The sequence below is a fragment of the Candidatus Rokuibacteriota bacterium genome (assembly GCA_016188005.1).
GTDB lineage: Bacteria > Methylomirabilota > Methylomirabilia > Rokubacteriales > CSP1-6 > UBA12499.
The window spans coordinates 1-18,273 of sequence record JACPIQ010000122.1 but is presented as its reverse complement, the minus strand read 5'-3'; the positions used below and the strand labels follow the sequence as shown (position 1 = coordinate 18,273).

The 18,273-nt window shown below is 70.6% G+C and carries 19 protein-coding genes; 1 reads left to right on the top strand and 18 read right to left on the bottom strand.

The genetic code is table 11. The annotated features are described in order from the left end of the window. Positions 1 to 8: 8 nt before the first annotated feature. The 18 genes from metG to HYV93_23955 all read right to left on the bottom strand — a co-directional run bounded on the left by metG (position 9) and on the right by HYV93_23955 (position 16,400). Positions 9 to 1,910 carry a methionine--tRNA ligase gene (gene metG, locus HYV93_24040; GenBank protein ID MBI2529042.1) on the bottom strand — a complete coding sequence of 634 codons (1,902 nt, stop codon included), beginning with the start codon at positions 1,908 to 1,910 and terminating at the stop codon, positions 9 to 11. Positions 1,911 to 2,178: 268 nt separating this feature from the next. Then, positions 2,179 to 3,054 (bottom strand): hypothetical protein, encoded by an 876-nt coding sequence (locus HYV93_24035; protein ID MBI2529041.1) that lies wholly within the window; start codon positions 3,052 to 3,054, stop codon positions 2,179 to 2,181. 7 nt (positions 3,055 to 3,061) lie between these two features. Then, entirely contained in the window at positions 3,062 to 3,967 is a 906-nt protein-coding gene (locus tag HYV93_24030) for a hypothetical protein (protein ID MBI2529040.1), read from the bottom strand. 7 nt (positions 3,968 to 3,974) lie between these two features. Beyond that, positions 3,975 to 4,613, bottom strand: a complete 639-nt coding sequence (tmk, locus tag HYV93_24025; protein MBI2529039.1) for a dTMP kinase — start codon at positions 4,611 to 4,613, stop codon at positions 3,975 to 3,977. Between the two features lie 95 nt (positions 4,614 to 4,708). Then, on the bottom strand, positions 4,709 to 4,945 hold the full coding sequence (locus HYV93_24020) for a hypothetical protein (GenBank protein MBI2529038.1): 237 nt from the start codon (positions 4,943 to 4,945) through the stop codon (positions 4,709 to 4,711). A 106-nt stretch (positions 4,946 to 5,051) separates the two neighbouring features. Then, the gene (locus tag HYV93_24015) at positions 5,052 to 6,179 is read right to left on the bottom strand and encodes an acetoin utilization protein AcuC (protein ID MBI2529037.1); all 1,128 of its coding nucleotides are present in this window, start codon (positions 6,177 to 6,179) and stop codon (positions 5,052 to 5,054) included. Next, positions 6,176 to 6,688, bottom strand: a complete 513-nt coding sequence (gene moaC / locus HYV93_24010) for a cyclic pyranopterin monophosphate synthase MoaC (GenBank protein ID MBI2529036.1) — start codon at positions 6,686 to 6,688, stop codon at positions 6,176 to 6,178. Before moaC ends, HYV93_24015 begins: the two co-directional genes overlap by 4 nt. 25 nt (positions 6,689 to 6,713) lie before the next feature. Next, positions 6,714 to 6,944 (bottom strand): DUF465 domain-containing protein, encoded by a 231-nt coding sequence (locus HYV93_24005; GenBank protein MBI2529035.1) that lies wholly within the window; start codon positions 6,942 to 6,944, stop codon positions 6,714 to 6,716. 104 nt (positions 6,945 to 7,048) lie between these two features. Continuing rightward, positions 7,049 to 8,140 (bottom strand): ABC transporter ATP-binding protein, encoded by a 1,092-nt coding sequence (locus tag HYV93_24000; protein MBI2529034.1) that lies wholly within the window; start codon positions 8,138 to 8,140, stop codon positions 7,049 to 7,051. Next, positions 8,137 to 9,255 (bottom strand): ABC transporter ATP-binding protein, encoded by a 1,119-nt coding sequence (locus tag HYV93_23995; protein MBI2529033.1) that lies wholly within the window; start codon positions 9,253 to 9,255, stop codon positions 8,137 to 8,139. The genes HYV93_24000 and HYV93_23995 overlap by 4 nt, the downstream gene beginning before the upstream one ends. A gap of 151 nt (positions 9,256 to 9,406) precedes the next feature. Further along, on the bottom strand, positions 9,407 to 10,063 hold the full coding sequence (modB, locus tag HYV93_23990; protein MBI2529032.1) for a molybdate ABC transporter permease subunit: 657 nt from the start codon (positions 10,061 to 10,063) through the stop codon (positions 9,407 to 9,409). A gap of 3 nt (positions 10,064 to 10,066) precedes the next feature. Then, complete coding sequence (modA, locus tag HYV93_23985; GenBank protein MBI2529031.1) at positions 10,067 to 10,843, bottom strand: molybdate ABC transporter substrate-binding protein; 777 nt, start codon at positions 10,841 to 10,843, stop codon at positions 10,067 to 10,069. 35 nt (positions 10,844 to 10,878) lie between these two features. After that, a complete protein-coding gene (locus HYV93_23980; GenBank protein ID MBI2529030.1) occupies positions 10,879 to 11,574 on the bottom strand; it encodes an ABC transporter permease in 696 nt (231 codons plus the stop codon). Positions 11,575 to 11,622: 48 nt separating this feature from the next. Then, positions 11,623 to 12,165 carry a hypothetical protein gene (locus HYV93_23975; GenBank protein ID MBI2529029.1) on the bottom strand — a complete coding sequence of 181 codons (543 nt, stop codon included), beginning with the start codon at positions 12,163 to 12,165 and terminating at the stop codon, positions 11,623 to 11,625. Continuing rightward, positions 12,166 to 13,023 (bottom strand): site-specific DNA-methyltransferase, encoded by an 858-nt coding sequence (locus HYV93_23970; protein MBI2529028.1) that lies wholly within the window; start codon positions 13,021 to 13,023, stop codon positions 12,166 to 12,168. It abuts the gene before it with no gap. A 226-nt stretch (positions 13,024 to 13,249) separates the two neighbouring features. Then, on the bottom strand, positions 13,250 to 14,077 hold the full coding sequence (locus HYV93_23965; GenBank protein MBI2529027.1) for a substrate-binding domain-containing protein: 828 nt from the start codon (positions 14,075 to 14,077) through the stop codon (positions 13,250 to 13,252). 182 nt (positions 14,078 to 14,259) lie between these two features. Next, entirely contained in the window at positions 14,260 to 15,855 is a 1,596-nt protein-coding gene (locus HYV93_23960; protein MBI2529026.1) for a D-aminoacylase, read from the bottom strand. A gap of 2 nt (positions 15,856 to 15,857) precedes the next feature. Beyond that, complete coding sequence (locus HYV93_23955) at positions 15,858 to 16,400, bottom strand: peptidylprolyl isomerase (GenBank protein MBI2529025.1); 543 nt, start codon at positions 16,398 to 16,400, stop codon at positions 15,858 to 15,860. Between the two features lie 78 nt (positions 16,401 to 16,478). Between HYV93_23955 and typA the strand changes: the two genes are divergently transcribed. Beyond that, on the top strand, positions 16,479 to 18,273 hold a 1,795-nt coding region (typA, locus tag HYV93_23950), incomplete at its 3' end, for a translational GTPase TypA (GenBank protein ID MBI2529024.1).

Here is an 18,273-nt window from a genome sequence, read left to right as displayed (position 1 = left end):
AGGTGGGGCTACTTGATCCGGGCGCCCGGGGGCAGGTCCTGGTCCGGCATCAGCAGCGACACGGTGGACTCCGTGGAGCCGGCGAGGACCATGCCGTTGGACTCGACCCCCATGAGCGTCGCCGGCTCGAGGTTGGCGACGACGACGACCTTGCGGCCGACGAGACTCTCCGGCGCGTAGTGCTCGGCGATGCCGGCCACCAGCGTCCGCGTCTCCTCGCCCAGCTTCACCGTGAGCTTGAGGAGCTTCCTCGACCTGGCGACCTTCTCCGCCGCCACCACCTCCGCAACCCGCAGGTCCACCTTCTTGAAGTCCTCGAGGGTGATCCTGGCCGTCGACCGCTCGACGGTGACCGCCTCCGCGATCCCGACGGCCCCCGTATCGCTCGCCTGCACGATGCGCGGGAAGAGGCCGGGCGCCTTCTGCACCCGCGTGCCAGCGGCGAGCCGCCCCCACTGGAGATCGTCCAGGCGGGGGGCGGGGGCGCCCAGCGCCGCGCGGATCTTCCCGGCTGCGCCGGGCAGGAAGGGGTCCAGGAGGATCCCGAGGCAGCGGAGGGACTCCCCCAGCGTGTAGAGCACGGTGGACAGCCGCTCCGCCCGGCTCGCGTCCTTCGCGAGCGTCCACGGTGCCGCCGTGTCCACGTAGCGGTTGACGCGCCCGACGAATTCCCAGATGGCGGACAGCGCCCGCTGGAAGGCGAACTCCTCCATGACCGCGTCCACCTCCAGCCTCACGCGCTCGAGCGTCTCGCGCAGGGAGGCCTCCTCGGCGCCCTCCGGCCCCGGCGCGGGCACCGCCCCACCGCCGAAGTTGACGATGAGGGTCGTCGCGCGGCTCACGAGGTTGCCGAGGTCGTTGGCGAGATCGGCGTTGAGCCGTCCCACCAGGGCCTCCTCGCTGAAGGAGGCATCCAGGCCGAAGTTCATCTCCCGCAGGAGGAAGTAGCGGAAGGCGTCGTGGCCGTACTTGTCGGTGAGCGCGAAGGCCTCCACGACGTTCCCCACGGACTTGGACATCTTCCCGCCGCCCAGCGACCAGTAGCCATGCACGTTCAGTCGCTGGTAGAGCGGGATTCCCGCGGCCCGGAGCATGGTGGGCCAGTAGACGCCGTGGGGCTTCAGGATGTCCTTGCCGATCAGGTGCTCGCAGTGCGGCCAGAGCTCCCGGTAGTGCTCACCGTCCGGGTAGCCCAGCGCCGAGCAGTAGTTGATCAGCGCGTCGAACCACACGTAGGTCACGTACCGGTCATCGAAGGGCAGCGGGATGCCCCACTCGAGCCGCGACCGCGGCCGGCTGATGGAGAGGTCCTGGAGCGGCTCGCGCAGGAAGCCGAGCACCTCGTTGCGGTAGCGCTCGGGCTGGATGAAGCCGGGATGCTCCTCGAGGTGCCGGATCAGCCATGCCTGGTACTTGGACATCCGGAAGAAGTAGTTCTGCTCCTTGATGAAGGTGAGCGGGGTCTGGTGATCCGGGCACTGGCCCTCGACGATCTCCTTGTCGGTGTAGAAGCGCTCGCAGCCGAAGCAGTAGTTGCCGCCGTACTCGCCGAAGTAGATCTCCCCCGCGTCGTACAGCGTCTGGAGGATCCGCTGCACCACCGTGCGGTGGCGGGTCTCGGTCGTGCGGATGAAGTCGTCGTTGGTGATGCCGAGGCGCTGCCAGGTGTCGCGGAAGGCGCCCGAGATCTCGTCGGCATAGGCCTGGGGCGACATGCCCGCCCGGGAGGCCGCCTGGGCGATCTTGTCGCCGTGCTCATCCGTGCCGGTGAGGAAGTAGACGCGGTCCCCGCGCAGCCGGCGGTAGCGGCACATGGCGTCGGCCATGATCGTCGTGCACGCGTGTCCCAGGTGCGGCCGCGCGTTCACGTAGTAGATGGGCGTCGTCAGGTAGAACGTGCGCTGGGTCATGGGAGGGTCAGCGCCTTGAAAGTTACACAGTTGCAGCACGCACGTCAAGCATGGAGGCCGTGTGGCCGTGTGCTTGGGCACAGGGCAAACTCCCGAGCGGCAGCGGCGTCTCGCCGATTGCTGCTGACCGGGCTCCCTCGACAGGCTACGAGCCGGGCGGCGGGGCCGGGTCCCTCGCCAGGGCGAGAAGACCGGTCGCGGCGGCGAAGCGGACCAGCTCCGCGCGCGTTCTGAGCCCCAGCTTGTCGGACAGCCGGGAGCGGTAGGTCTACGGCTTGATGTGGGGCCGTCCCTGCCAGGTGACCTGCTCGATCGGGACCTCGGCCTCCGTGCCGTCCTGAAAGCCCACGACCACCGACTGCTTGAGGACGCGCAGTGACTTGACCTTTCCCGTCATGCAACCGCCCCCCCCGCACTCGGCCTGGCACACCGTGCCGGCCTTGGGCAAGCGGTGGCGGAGTTCATCATAGGTCGAGAACTCGTAGAGGAGGCAGCACTTGAGCCGGCCGCAGTTGCCCAGCAGGCGCCCGTCGGTGAGCGGCATGTCCTGGGTCTTGGCCATCTTCACCGAGATCGGATCGAACTTCCTGAGGTGCGCGGCGCAGCAGAGCTGGCGCCCGCAGGGGCCGATGCCGTCCATGAGCTTGGTGGTGTCGCGGGCGCCGATCTGCTTCATCTCGATCCGCGCGTGGAACTCGCGAGCGAGGTCGCGCACGAGATCCCGGAAGTCCACCCGCTCCTCCGAGGTGAAGGACACCGTGACGCGGCGCCCGGAGGCCTCGATGGCCACGTCCACCACCTTCATGTGGATCTCCCTGACGCGGGACATGCGCTGGCAGGTCTCCACCGCCCCCACCTCGCGCCCGCGCCGCGCGCGCCACTCGCTCACCTCGGCCTCGATGGCGCGCCTCACCACGCGGCGGTACAGCCGGTCGCGCAGGAATTCCGGCAGCGGACGCGGCGGGCGGCGGATCTCTCCCACGGTGGTGCCACCGGCTCCTTCCACCACGCAGAAGCCCCCCACGTGCAGGTCCGGGTCCGCGGCGAGGTAATCGTCGGCCTGGAGCGGCTCGCGCAGCCTCACGCCGACCAGGTAGGCGGCCTCCGCCCCGGCGGGCGCCTTTGTCTCAGTCAACTCGCTCATGCCGCACCTATGTCGTCCCCGGCGCCAGCCGGCTCAGGAGCACCTCCACCGTGAGCCGCGGCGACACGTGCCCTTGAAGCGCCTGCCAGGCCTCCCGGCAGGCGCTGAGGCCCCCGACGATCTCATCCAGCGAGAGCGCGCCGATGCCCTCGGCGAGCCGGTCCGCCTGGTGACGGAACACGGCGGAACCCTCTCCGGCGCCGGCCCGGGCGCAGAGGAGGTCCCTGTACCAGAGCCACCAGGTTTCGACCACGGACTCGGCCATGTCACGGTCGCGCCCCACCGCCTCGCCGCTCTTGAGGATGGACTCGCCCCCGCGGGCCCGGGCCTCCTGGAGCCAGCCGAGCGCCTGCTCGCGCGCCTCGCCGGAGGCCTCAGGGAGCAGCGCGAGGCTCCCCTCGGGGATTGCGGGGAGGAAGCGCACCACCTGACAGCGCGACAGCACCGTCGCCGGCAGGGCTCGGAGCTGGGCCAGGATCAGGATGATCACCGTGTGCGCTGGCGGCTCCTCGAGCGTCTTGAGGAAGGCCTGGGGCGTCGCCGAGGTCATCCGATCGGCCTCGTCCACGATGAAGACCTTCAGCGGCGACTCGACCGGACGGAGCGCCGCCAGGCGCTCCAGCTCACGGATGCTCTCGATCCTCACCGCCAGCGGCCCCTTCGGCCTGTCCTCGGGCGGGCTCGGAGCGACGAGCCGCACGTCGGGGTGCGCGCCACGCCCGATGCGATCGGCGCCAGGCCCGCCCGCGGGAGCAACGAGCGCCCGGGCGAAGGCGAGCGCCGTCGTCTTGCGCCCGCAGCCCGCGGGGCCCACGAAGGCATAGGCGTGGGCCACGTGCTCCGTGGCGACCGCCCGGCGGAGCAGGGCGACGGCGGCGTCCTGGCCCCTGATGTTCGCGAAGGCGTCGGTCATGGAATCCTCAGCGGGGCTGGCTGCCCTCGAACGCGCCCAGGCGGGCCTCCACGGCCCGCGCGATCTCGGCGTGCAGCGCCTCCGCGCCCCGGTCGGCAGCCAGCACCACCACGCGGTTCTTCTCGGCCCGCGCGATCTCGAGATACCCCTCGCGCACGCGCTGGTGGAAGGCAAGGTCCATCCGCTCGAAGGCGTCGAACCGCCGGCCGGCGATCCGGCGCATGCCGGCGCCGGGCTCCAGATCCAGCACCAGGGTGAGGTCCGGGAGCACGCCGCCCGTGGCCAGCGCGTTCAGGTCGCGGATGGTCAGGAGATCCAGCCCTTGCCCGTAGCCCTGGTAGGCGACCGTGGCGTCGGCGTAGCGGTCGGAGAGGACGACGGCCCCCTGGGCCAGCGCCGGGCGGATGACCTGGGCCACGTGCTGCTGGCGCGCCGCCATGAAGAGGAAGACCTGGGCGAGGGGGGTCGGCGGGGTGCCCTCCACCTCGAAGAGAGCACGGATGGCCAGGCCGAGCGCGGTGCCGTCGGGCTCGCTCGTCCGCACCACGTGCCGGCCCAGGCCCTGGAGATGCTCGGCAAGCCTCGCGCACTGGGTGCTCTTGCCTGACCCCTCGACCCCCTCGAACGTGATGAGCGCGCCGCGCATGGCCTCACTCTAACACGCCGAGACAGGGGTATCGGGGGAGCGAGCGGCCCGCTGAGGGCAGCAGGCGGCCGGGGGCTGCGGCGAGCCGCGATGGACTACCCGGGAGCCCCGGGCGGATCGCCTGGGCTCGGACCTCTGCCCGGGGGATGGCCCGGCCGGCCGCGGCGCTCGAGGCGGCGCCGCTCCGCCGGTCTCGTGATGGCCCAGCGCTGGCGCCGCTGGCCGAGCCGGCGATCGACGATCACGCCCACGTCCTCGCCCGAGAGCTCGCGGGTGAGCTCGGCGTACACATCGGGCAGGTCCGGCGGCACCACGACCAGGAATCGCGCCATGAGTCCCTCCGCTCTCCCACACTACCAGCAGGGTCGCCCGCGGCTCGCGTACACCATGGGGCCGCCGTCATCTCCAGCGCAATCACGGCGGGGTCCTCCCCGTGCCTCAGAGGCCATGGAACGGGAAGATCTTCTCGCGGATCGCCCGCACCTGACGCTGCGCGTACTCCTCGGCCCAGCACCGCGTCTCCGCCGGCAGCTCCGCGGGCGGATCCCAGAGCGCCAGGGTCTCGAGCCCGAGCCGCGCCATGTCGGCATGCGACTGCGGGGGCAGCCCGGGCGCGAGCCGGACCTCGTTCATCGCCGCCCAGGCGGCCGTCCAGGCCCGCGCCACGTTGACCAGGTCGTAGCCGCCCCCACCGAGGGCGACCACCCGCGGCCCCAGCTCGAGCAGCCGCGTGACGGCGCGCGTGAAGCCCTGGACCGACAGGCTCAGATGGGTGAGCGGATCGGTCCGGTGGGAGTCGATGCCGAGCTGGAGCACGAGCACGTCGGGCCGGAAGGCGGCGAGCAGCGGCGGCACCACCGCCTCGAACGCCGGTTCGTAGACCTGGTCGTCGGTGAAGGGCTGCAGCGGCAGGTTGACCGAGAAGCCGAGCCCGGGCCCCGCGCCCATCTCCTCCACGAACCCCGTGCCGGGGAAGAGCCGGTCGCCGCGTTCGTGGGTGGAGATGGTCAGCACGTTCGGGTCGGCGTAGAACGCGAACTGCACGCCGTCGCCGTGGTGGGCGTCGATGTCCACGTAGGCCACCCGCAGGCCGCGCTGGCGGAGCGCCATGATCGCCAGCACAGCGTCGTTGACGTAGCAGAAGCCGCTGGCGCGGTCGGGCATCGCGTGGTGGAGGCCCCCCGCGAAGTGGAAGGCTCGGTCCGCCTCGCCCTCGGCCACCAGCGCGGCGGCCTGCAGCGACCCGCCCGCCACGAGCTGGGCCGCTTCCCAGAGCCCCGGGAAGATCGGGTTGTCGCCGGGGCCGAGCCCGAAGCGCGCCGCATGGGGCACCCAGTCACCCGCGCCCACGGCCCGGAGGGTCTCGATGTACTCGCGCCCGTGAAAGCGCCCCACGGCCTCGACGTCAGCGAGCTGGGGGGCGAGGACCTTCGCGCGCGGCAGAGTGGTGAGGCCGTAGCTCTCCATGAGGCGCCAGGTGAGGCCGAGGCGCTCCATGCGCAGCGGGTGCTCCGGCCCGTAGTCGAAGCGCTGCCACGCGTCGGAGTAGATCACCGCGGTCTTCACGGCCGGGAGCGCCTGGTCCAGTGGCCGGACTTGCCGCCCGACTTCTCCACGAGGCACAGGTCGGTGAGCACCACGCCGCGGTCCACCGCCTTGACCATGTCGTACACGGTGAGTCCGGCCACAGCGGCCGCGGTGAGCGCCTCCATCTCGACGCCGGTCTTGTCCAGCGTGCGCACGCGCGCCTCGACGGTGATGGAGGATCGCCGGACGTCGAGGGCGAAGCTCACCTCCGCGCCGGTGATCCTGAGGGGGTGGCAGAGGGGGATCAGGTCCGGCGTGCGCTTGGCCGCCAGGATCCCGGCGGTGCGGGCCACGCCCAGGACATCGCCCTTGGCCACCTGGCCCGCGCGCACGGCGGCCAGCGTGGCAGGCCGCAGCCTGAGAGTGACCCGGGCAACGGCCTCGCGGGCGGTCTCGGCCTTGGCTGAGACGTCCACCATCCGCGCATCACCCGCCGGAGTGAGGTGGGAGAGGCCGCGAAAGCCGGGCCTCGCCCGGGAGGAGCGCATGGAACGGGCTACTCGACGGGTCCCTTCAGGCGTGCGCGCCGGCTCGCGCCTGGCGCACGATGACCTCCATCCTGTCCTTCGCGATCAACTTGAGCTTCTTCAGCTCGCTGACCCGCCACTGCTGGTCGGCGGAAAGAAACGCGCGGCTGTTGAGCGTCGCCAGCTCCGCCTCGTACTTCCTGTGCTCCTCGCGGAGCTTCCGGAACTCGTGATTCTCGGTGGCGAGACGCTCGATCAGGGGCTCCGAGTCAGCCATGCGGGAACCTCCTTGGAACGGGGTTTCGAGACCACCCAGCGACCCTTCTAGCTACGCTTATACCCCCGGAGATTCCGGGGCGTCAAGGCGTTGGCGAGGCGGCATCAGGCCTTGCGCGAGCGGAGCAGGTGCGGGGCCGTGGCCTTGAACTGTGCCGTGACCGCGGCGCCCTCGGCGAGACGCAAGTCCTCCACGGAGCGGCGAGTCACGAGCGCCGCCAGCGGGAAACCGCAGTCAACGATGACGCGAACATGGGGACCGGCGGGGATCAGGCGCGCCACGGTCCCGGGGAGCCGGTTCCTGGCGCTCGACGACCCCGCGGGAGGCGCGCCCGCGGCCAGGGTCACGTCCTCGGGGCGCAGGCAGAGCCGCACCCATTCGCCGGGCTCCGCAGGCTGGGCCACCTCGATGGTCCGCGGGCCCGCCTCCAGCAGCGACAGCTCGCCGTCGCGCCCGATCACGGGGCAGTGCAGGATCGTCTCCACGCCGACGAAGCGCGCCACCTCCTCGGAGACCGGGGCGCGGAAGACCTGGGCCGTCTCGTCCACCTGGAGCAGCTGGCCGCCCATGAGGACGGCCACGCGATCGCCCAGCGCCAGCGCCTCCCCCCGATCGTGGGTCACGAGCACCGTGGCGATCCCATCGGCGCGGAGGATCGCGCCCAGCTCCTCCATGAGCGTCTCGCGCGTCGGCTGGTCGAGCGCCGCGAACGGCTCGTCCAGGAGGAGCAGCTCCGGCTCCAGCACGAGCGCCCGGGCCAGCGCCACGCGCTGAGCCTCGCCGCCCGAGAGTGTCCTCGCCCGCCGCGCCGCGAGAGGGGCGATGCCGAAGCGGTGGAGCCAGCGCGCCACTCGCCGGCTCGCCACCCCCGCCTCGACGCCGCGGAAGCGCAAGCCCAGCGCCACGTTGTCCCGGACGCTGGCGTCCACGAGGAGCGGCGCCTGGAAGACGCTCGCCATCCTGCGCCTCACCGCGAGCCCGCCCTGCGCCGTCACCGGCTCGCCGCGGAAGCGCACCAACCCGGCGGTCGGCGCCTCCAGCAGCCCGATCACGCGGAGCAGCGTGGACTTGCCCGCGCCGTTGGGACCGATCACCACCAGGATCTCGGCGGGCGCCACCGCCAGCGAGGGGACCGCCAGCGCCGTGCGCGCGCCGTGCGCCACCGTCACCCCCACGCACTCGACGACGGCGGTCATGCCTGGGGCAGCACGTGGATCGCCCCGCGGTGCATGGAGATCGCCCAGCGGTGGTCGCGCCCGATCTCCAGCATCTCGTGCACGAGCCGCGGCACCTCGATCTCGAGATCGTGGCTCCCGTGCGCGTGCGACCCGGTCCCGTCCACCGCGAAGCAGAGGGACCAGTTGGCCCCCTGATCCACCTGCGCGACGACATGCCCCTCCATCCGGTTCATGTAGTGGGTGGGGTCGGGCCCGGGACGGTCCTTCCGGATGAGGCGCACGTACTCGGGCCGGATGAAGAACACCACCCGGGTGCCGGGCGGCGGCAGCCAGCCGCGCGCAGGCGAGTTGATGGCCTCGAGGTCGTGGCCGCGCCACCGGAGCTGGATGATCTCGGGGGTGGCCTTGCGCACTGCCCCCTCGAGGATATTGCGCACGCCCAGGAGCCGCGCCACCTGTTCCGAGGCCGGGCGCGAGAGCAGGTCGGACTTGGGCGCCGCCTGGACCACGTGCCCCTGGTCGTAGATGACGATGCGTTCCGCGAGCTGGAAGGCCTCGGTGAGGTCGTGGGTGACGAGCACCGTGGGCACGCCCCACTCGCCCACGATCCGCATGAGGTCTTCTCTCAGCTGGCGCCTCAGGGGAGCGTCGAGCGCCGAGAGCGGCTCGTCGAGGAGCAGGAGCCCCGGGTCCACCGCCAGCGCGCGTGCCAGCGCCACCCGCTGCTGCTGGCCGCCGGACAGCTCACGCGGGTGCCGCCGCGCCTGGCCGCCCAGGCCGAGGCGGTCCATCACCTCGACCACGCGCCGGCGCCGCGTCGCGCGGGGCAGCCCGCGGAGGCCGTAGCCCACGTTGTCCTCCACGGAGAGATGGGGGAAGAGCGCGTACCCCTGAAAGACGTAGCCCAGGTGGCGCTCCTGCGGGCGCACGTCGACGCCACGCTCGCTGTCGAAGAAGACCCGGCCGCCCACCACGATGCGCCCTGCGTCCGGCCGAACCAGGCCGGCCAGCGACTGGAGCGTGAGCGTCTTGCCAGCGCCGGAGGGGCCGAACAGCGCCACCACCTTCTCGTGCGCCTCCCACGCCACATCGAGCGTGAACCCCGGCAGCGCCTTCCTGATCACCAGCTCCATAGGGGTCAGGTCTTGCATTCCGACATCGGTAGCATCGGTAGGGGTGCGGGCCTGGACTCTGGCATGGGCCAGGGTACCGGTGACGGTGCTCGGTCGGGAGTGCGGCAGCATCCGGGCCGGGCCGAAATGTCGGATTGCAAGACCTGACCCCCTAGAAGCGGAGGCGGGCCAGGCGTCCCACACCCATCAGGAGCGCCGTGACGCCCACCACCGCCAGGAGCGCCAGCGTATTGGCCTCCGCCATGCGGTTGGACTGGACATGGTCGTAGATGGCAAGCGGCAGCGTCTGGGTGAGCCCCGGGATGTTTCCCGCCACCATCAAGGTGATGCCGAAGTCGCCCAGCGCCCGACAGAAGGCGAGCACGGTGCCAGCCACCACCGAGCGCCAGGCCAGGGGCAGGGTGATGGACCAGAAGATTCCCCACTCGGAGCGGCCGAGCGTACGCGCCGCCTGCTCGAGCCTGGCGTCCACCGACTCGAAGCCGGCCTGGGCGGCCTTGGCGAGGAGCGCGACGGAGCCGACTGCGGCCGCGAGCACGGCGGCCCGCCACGTGAACGCCAGCTCGACGCCGAGAGCGCCCAGCGCGCGACCCAGCGCGCCCTGGCTCGCGATGAGGAGCAGGAGGTAGTAGCCCAGCACCGTGGGCGGCAGCACCAGCGGGAGCACCACGGCCGCCGCCACCAGGTCGCGCCCCGGGAAGCGCCGCCGCGCCAGCAGCCAGGCCAGCGGCAGCCCGACGACAAGGGTGAGGCAGGTCGCCAGGGTCGCGACGCGCAGCGACAGCCACACCGGGAAGAGGTCGGGCACGGCTCAGAACTCCCCCGGGAGGAGGAAGCCGTGGCGCTTCATGAGGGGCCGGCCCTCGGCCCCCTGGACGAACTGCAGGAAGGCCAGCCCCAGCTCCGGCCGCCCGCTGCGCCGGACGACGGCGGCCATCTGATCGAGGGGCCGGTGGAGCCGCGGGTCCACGGGCAGCGTGTCCACTTCGGGCACCGAGGCGATCGAGAGCGCGACGAGCGCCGCCTCCGCCGCACCTGCCTGGACGAACTGCAGCGCGTGGCGCACGTTCTCGCCGTAGACGAGCCGGGGCCGCAGCCGCTCCCAGAGCGAGAGCGCCTGGAGGGCCTCCCGCGCGGCGCGCCCGTACGGGGCATGCTCCGGATTGGCGATGGCGATGCGCCGCACCGCAGGCCGCTCGAGGTCTCGGAGGTCCCGGACGGCGAGACCTGCCCGTTTCGACACGGCGAGCGCCAGGCGCCCCTGGGCATACAACGACCGCGTCTCGGGGATGACCGCGGCTGCCCGGGAGAGGTCGTCCACCAGGGCGCGGTCGGCTGAGAAGAAGACATCGGCCGGCGCGCCGTGCTCGATCTGGCGGGCGAGTGTGCCGCTCGACCCGAGGACCAGCGTCACCCGCGCGCCGCTCCGCTGCTCGAAGAGCGGGATCAGCTCCTTGAAGACGAAGGCCAGGTCCGCGGCGGCGAAGACGGTGAGCGCGGGCCTGGCCGGCTGGGCCGCCGCCGGGCCCGCGAGCCAGGGCAGGACCACCAGCAGGGCCGCCGCCACGAGCCGCCGGGCGTGTCGCATCGTGGTCTCGATTGTGCGGGGCCCCCCGGGCCGCGTCAACCGCGCGCGCGCTGCTGCACCCAGGTGAGCGCCCAGTTCACGAGGAAGGTGAGGAGGAGCAGGATCACGGACAGCGCGATGGCGACGTCGAAGGCCCCCTTGGAGGTCTCGAGCACCGTGGCGGTGGTGAGGACGCGCGTGACACCCTTGATGTTGCCGCCGACCATGAGGGAGGCCCCCACCTCCGAGATCACGCCGCCGAAGCCGGCCATCACGGCGGCCAGCATGGGCAGCCGCGCCTCCCGGAGCAGCGCGCCGACCATCTGGGCGCGTGAGGCGCCCAGCGCCAGCATCTGCAGCCGGAACTGCGCGGGCACCTGCTGGACGGCGGCCAGCGTCAGCCCCGTCACGATGGGCGCGGCGATCACCATCTGGGCCAGCACCATGGCCGGCGGCGTGTAGAGCATCTCGAGGAAGCCCAGGGCGCCTCCCCGCCACAGCAGGATCGTCACGAACAGGCCGACGACCACGGGCGGCAGTCCCATGCCCGTGTTCACCAGGCTGACGGCGAGCGCCCGGCCGGGAAAGCGCGCGAGCGCGAGGACGGTCCCCAGCGGGATGCCGATCAGCAGCGACAGCGCGGTCGCGCTCCCCGAGACCTGGAGCGACAGGAGCGTGATCCGCCACACCTCCGGATCGCCCGTCAGGAGCAGGCGGAGCGCCTCGAGCAGGCCCTGGACGAGCAGGCTCACTTTGCTGGGTTCCGTGGCAAGCGTCCCACCAAGCAGGGCTCGATCGTGTTACTTCTTGCGCTCCCGCTTGGCTTGCTTCTTCAGGGCTGGCCCTGGCCCATCGTGCTCCAGCGCCAGAAGCACCAGCGGGAGATCCTCCGCTCGTGCCTCCCTTATGTGGCGCTTGGCATCAGATACCCTGGGGCCCCGATCTGTCAGAAAGACCCCGAGCTTGTCGCTCGGGACGACCAGCACACCCACGTCGATCTTCCCCTTCTCCAGTGCCTTCCTGAGGTGGATCACGTCGATGACGAGAAGGTCGCTCCTCGCGGACATCTGGATCTCAACCCCGAGACAGACACGTGTGCCATTGACGGGGTGGCACTTGGTCCAGTCGATGTCTCCGCTCTTGACGCCAGCCCAAGGCTTCGGGAAGCGCGCGTCGATCAGTCGGCGGACGGCGGCCCCACCATTGGCATCACGCTCCTCCTTCACCTGGAGAGGTACACCTCGGAGGATGCTCCGCAGTTCTTCGAGGAGAGGAATGAGACCCAGGCGCTCTAGGCGCTCGCCAGCCCCATCGTAGTGGTGCTCCTCTACGATCTTGGCCACTCAGGGCACGACCAGAGTGAATTTCGGATCAGGTCGCTTGAACACGCGCTGCAGGGCGCCTGGCGACGCGGCCTTCAGACCGGGGAGATGCCGCCTGAACCGATCCCGAATCGCGGCGCAGGTCGCTATCTCAGTGCCAAGCCAGTGGCGCTTCAGATGCTCCGCCGTCTCGTACGTGGAGCCTCCGCCCCCGAACGGGTCAAGGACTATGTCCCCCTCTTCCGTCGCGATCTGGATGCAGCGGCTGGGAATCATCGGCTTCAGCTCGTTGATGTGCCACCGGGCCTTGAATTTCTGGTGCCTCGCGGGTGCGGTGTCATCCCAGAAGTCGGTGAGGTTGAGTCCAAGCGGATTCAGGTACTTGCGATGGCCGCCGTAATCCTTCACATCCTTCCCGCAGTGACGACACACCGGCACCGGAAGTCGAACGTGATTGAAAACCCGTGGCTCTCCCTTGGTGAAGTAGAGGAGGGTGTAATGCGCCGGGTACAGCTTGCGGCCGCGCGGGAACGTGCCTTTCATCGACAACGCAATCCAATGGCGAAAGAGCATTCCCCGCTCTTCGATGTGCGCGGCCAGATGGTAGCCCCATTGCGGGAGGATGTACACGAACAGCGCGCCACCGGGCGTGAGCAGTCGAATGCACTCGTCGAGCCAGGCAAATGACCACTTGAGATAGTCACGTTTCTCGAGCGCGTCCTTCATCGCGCCGTGACCGTAATCTTTGCCGAGATTGAATGGCGGATCAGCAAAGACGCAGTGGATGGACTCGTCTTTGAGGGCCGAAAACAGGTTGAAGCAGTCCGTGCCGTAGAGGAGTCCCAGGCGGGTCGAGAGCTGCGGAGCGAGGCGCTTCACGCCCGCCTCCTCCCCGAGAGGAGCGAGCCCGGCGTCACCATGGTCAAGCCCCCCGGTGACACCCTGACTCTCAAGGGCATGCGAAAGACTAGCATGAGCCTCGCGATTCTCACAAGGCAACGGGAGGCGGAGCTGACGTCGCGGCCTCTGATCCACGTCGACATCACCGTAGCTCGCCCGGCCGGCCCTGCACAATGTCCACTGCGTGATACGGCAGGTCGACGTTCTAGAGATCCTCGTCCCGCTTGCCGGCGATGGGGACGAAGAGCGGCTGACCGTACCTGTCCATCCCGTAGGTCCTGATGACGTCCTGCACCTCGGGCGACACCATGAAGTCGGCGAACGCCCTCCCGCCCGCGGCGTTGACGCGCGGGCCGTTGGCCACGTTGACCTCCATGACCGAGTAGATGTTCAGCAGCGGTCGGTCCTTCTCGACCAGGATCGGCAGGCTGACCCGCTTCTGGAAGGCGAGCCACGTGCCGCGGTCGGTGACGGTATAGGCGCGCCGGTCGTTGGCGATGCCGAGCGTCTGGCCCATGCCCTGCCCCGACTCGATGTACCAGGCCCCCCGGGGCTCGATCGCGGCCTGCTTCCAGAGGCCCATCTCCAGCGTGTGGGTCCCCGACCTGTCGCCCCGCGACACAAAACGAGACCGGGTCTCGGCGATGCGCCTCAGCGCGTCCGCCGCGCGTGGAAGACCCTTGACCTTCGCCGGGTCGCTCTCCGGGCCGATGATGACGAAGTCGTTGTACATGACCAGCCGCCGATGGAGCATCCTGCCTTCGTCGATGTATTTCTTCTCGACCGCGGGGGCATGAGCCAGCGTCACGTCCGCCTCGCCCCGGGCGGCCAGGGCCAGCGCCTGGCCCGTGCCGACGGAGATCGTCTTCACCGTCAGCCCGCTCTTCTTCTCGAACATCGGCACGAGCACGTCCAGCAGGCCCGAGTCCTGGGTGCTCGTGGTCGTCGAGAGGATGACCACGCTGGACTGGGCCAGGGCCGGGCCGGCCAGCCCGAGCGCCACCGTCAGGAAGAGCAGGAATCGATCGATCATCGGGATCCTCCCTCAGGTCCAGCGGACGTGTATTATGCTCGAGGAAGCATAAATGTGGCGGCCCGGCCCGTCAACCGCCCGGACAGCGCGGAGCTGGTGGCCCGGTCACTCGCCCGGGAACGAGCTCCTGAAGTGCCGCGCCGCCCTGGGCCGTCCAGGGCCCGGCACGGCGGGGCGGCAGGTCAGGGGGTGAGCACCCGGCCGGCCGGGAGGGCGTTGAAGCGGGGGCCGTCCACCACCACCTGCCCGTTCACCACGACGTACGGCATCCCCGTCGGATGGCGGTGGGGATCGGCGTAGGTCGCCTCGTCACGGATTGTCGCCGCGTCGAAGAGCGCCAGGTCGGCGGCGAAGCCCCGGCGCAGGAGCCCCCGATCCCGGAGGCGGAGCTTGGCGGCCGGCATGCCGGTCATCTTGTGGACAGCGCTCTCGAGAGAGACGACATGTTCCTCGCGGCAGTAGCGGCCCAGCACCCGGGGGAAGGTCCCGTACATGCGCGGGTGAGGCTTGCCGGGATGCGGCCCCGGCCCGGTCGAGAGCCCGATGGAGTCCGAGCCCACCATGACGTGGGGATGCGCGAGGGCCTGCTTCACGTTGTCCTCGCTCTGGGTGAAGATCACCATGGAGACGCCGGCCCGCTCGGCCAGGAGCAGGTCGAGCATCGCCTCGGCCGGCGGGGCGCCGGCCTGCCGCGCCAGCGCGGCGAGGCTCATCCCCTCGAGGTCCGCGCGGGGGCAGGTGGCGATCACGATCTCGTCCCAGCCCGTGGCACCGGAGAGCGTGAGCCAGCGCTCGCCGTCCACCAGGCACTCCGCGACGGCGCGCCGGCGCGCTGCGGGATCGGCCAGGCGCTCGAGGAGGCGGGCGATGCCGCCGTCGTGCATCCAGGCGGGCAGGAGGTTGTCCATCTTCGTGCTGCCGGCGGTATAGGGATAGACGTCGGCCGTCACCTCCACGCCGCGGGCCCGGGCCGCCTCGATGAGACGGAGCCCCCGTCCCATGAGGCCCCAGTTCTCGCGGCCGGCCGCCTTGATGTGGGCGATCTGCACGGGCACCCCCGCCTCCTCACCGATCCTGATGGCCTCCGCGATGGAGGCCTCCAGCATCGCCGCCTCGCCCCTGATGTGGGAGAAGTACAGTCCCCCGCGCCGGGCCATGCTCCGCGCCAGCCTAATCAGTTCCTCGGTGGAAGCGTAGAGGCTCGGCGGATACACGAGCCCCGTGGAGAAGCCGAAGGCCCCGGCCTCCAGCGCCTCGGCCAGATACCGCGCCATGGCCGCCTCCTCGGCCGGGGTGGGCGGGCGGTCGTCGGGCCCGACGGTCGCCAGCCGCAGCGCCCCCTGGCCCGCGAACTGGACGACGTTCACCGAGAGCCCGAGCCGCCGCACGTGGGCGAGGTACTCGCCGAAGCTCTGCCAGGCGATGGGCAGCTGGGAGCCGATGCCCCCGGCCCACGCCCGGAGGATGTCCGCCCGCCCGGGCGCCACGGGGGCCGGCGAGAAGGAACACATCCCCACCACCTCGGTGGTGACACCCTGGCGCACCTTGGACTCGGCCGCGGGGCAGGCGTGGTAGAAGAGGTCGGAGTGCGAGTGGATGTCGATGAAGCCCGGCGCCACCGTGAGCCCTCCGGCGTCGATGACGCGGGCCGCCTCGCCGGCGAGCCCGGCGCCGACCGCGGCAATGCGGTCGCCCTCCACCGCCACGTCGGCGCGCACGCCGGGGGCGCCGCTGCCGTCCACGACGGTTCCGTTCCGGATGAGGAGCGACCAGGCCACGGCTACTGTGCCGCCTCGACGATCTTCACGGACTTCATCGTGTCGCCCTTCCGGATCTTGTCCACGACGTCCATGCCCGAGGTGACGATGCCGAACACGGTGTAGTTGCCGTCCAGGAAGGGTGCCGCCGCGAGGCAGATGTAGAACTGGCTGCCGGCAGAGTCCGGGTGCTGCGAGCGCGCCATGGCCAGCGAGCCCCGGACATGCTTCTGCCTGTTGAACTCGGCCTTGATGGTGTAGCCGGGGCCGCCCATGCCGGTGCCCTTGGGGTCGCCGCCCTGGACGACGAAGCCGGGCTCGACGCGGTGGAAGGTGAGCCCGTCATAGAAGCCCTTCCTGGACAGCGTGACGAAGTTCTCCACCGTCTTCGGCGCGTCCTGCGGGAAGAAGTCCAGCTTGATCTCCCCGCCCTTCTCCATGGTGATGACCGCGGACTGTTTCACCCTCTTGCCTCCTTGCTGGGCCTCGGCCGCGGGGAACGCGAGCCCCTGCACCTCCAGCAGCAGCGCCGCCCCCGTGACGAGGGCGAGGAGTCGGAACCGCATCGGTGGGCCTCCTTGAGTTGGGATGCGCCATTATGCCAGAGGCCGCGCGGGCGCCACAAGGCATGCTACAGTGAGGACATGCTGGAGCGCCCCGACATCCGCAACGTCGCCATCATCGCCCATGTGGACCACGGCAAGACCACGCTGGTGGACGCCATGCTCTGGCAGTCCGGCATCTTCCGCGCCAACGAGCACGTGGTGGAGCGCGTCATGGACTCCATCGACCTGGAGCGCGAGAAGGGCATCACGATCATGGCGAAGAACACCTCCATCCACTACCGGGACGTGAAGATCAACGTCGTGGACACCCCGGGGCATGCCGACTTCGGCGGCGAGGTGGAGCGGACGCTGACGCTGGTGGACGGCGTGCTCCTGCTGGTGGACGCCGCCGAGGGGCCACTGCCCCAAACGCGCTTCGTCCTCAAGAAGGCGCTGGAGGCGGGGCTCCCCCCCATCGTGGTCATCAACAAGATCGATCGCCAGGACGCGCGCCCCGCCCAGGTGCTCGACGAGGTCTACGACCTCTTCATCGATCTCGACGCCTCCGAGGGGCAGCTGGACTTCCCCGTCCTCTACACGGACGCGCGGAAGGGCACCGCCACCGCCATTCTTGCGGAGGAGGGAAAGACCCTCGCCCCGCTCTTCGACGCGCTCCTCACCCATGTCCCGCCGCCGCGGTTCGAGGAGGCGCAGGGGCTCCAGCTCCGCGCGGCCTCGCTGGACTGGGACGACTACGTGGGCCGGCTCGTCATCGGCCGGATCGTCAACGGCCGCATCCGCCAGTACGACCGGGTCGCCGTGGTCCACCGGGACGGCGGCGTGGAGACGGCCAAGGTCACCGTGCTCTACGGCTACGAGGGGCTCAAACGCGTGGAGGTGGCGGAGGCCTGGGCCGGCGACCTCGTGGCCGTCGCGGGCATCGAGGCCATGGAGATCGGGGAGACCATCGCGGACGCCGAGAAGCCGGTGGCCCTGCCGGTGATGCACATCGACGAGCCCACGGTGTCCATGCTCTTCTCCGCCAACGTCTCGCCCTTCGCGGGGCGCGAGGGCCGCTTCGTCACCTCGACCCAGCTCCGGGACCGGCTCTGGAAGGAGCGGCGGACCAACGTGGCCATCCGCGTGGAGGAGACCGACTCACCGGACACCTTCCGCGTCTCCGGTCGCGGCGAGCTGCAGCTGGCCATCCTCATGGAGATGATGCGGCGCGAAGGCTTCGAGATGGAGGTGGGCAAGCCCCAGATCATCACGAAGGAGGCGGACGGCCAGACGCTGGAGCCCATGGAGGCCCTGGTGGTGGACATCCCCGAGGAGTTCATCGGCGCCGTCACGCAGAAGCTGGGGCCCCGGAAGGGCCAGATGACGAAGATGGTGAACCACGGCACCGGGCGGGTGCGCCTCGAGTACCGCATCCCCTCGCGCGGGCTCATCGGCTACCGCACCGAGTTCCTCACCGACACCCGGGGCACCGGGCTCCTGAACCACCTCTTCGACGGGCATGCGCCCTGGCAGGGGGACATCCCCCACCGGTCCAACGGCGCCATGGTGTCCGACCGCACCGGCCGGACCACCGCCTACGCCATCGACCATCTCCAGCCTCGGGGCGAGCTCTTCCTCGGGCCGGGCGAGCCCGTCTACGAGGGCCAGGTCGTCGGCGAGACCTCCCGCGACAACGACCTCGACGTGAACATCACCAAGGAGAAGAAGCTCACCAACATCCGGTCGTCCACCTCGGACGAGGCCGTGCGCCTCACGCCGCCGCGGACGATGAGCCTCGAGCAGTGCCTCGAGTGGATCCGCGAGGACGAATTGCTCGAGGTCACCCCGAAGTCCCTCCGCCTCCGCAAGAAGCAGCTCGGCGGCCGCCGCCGCT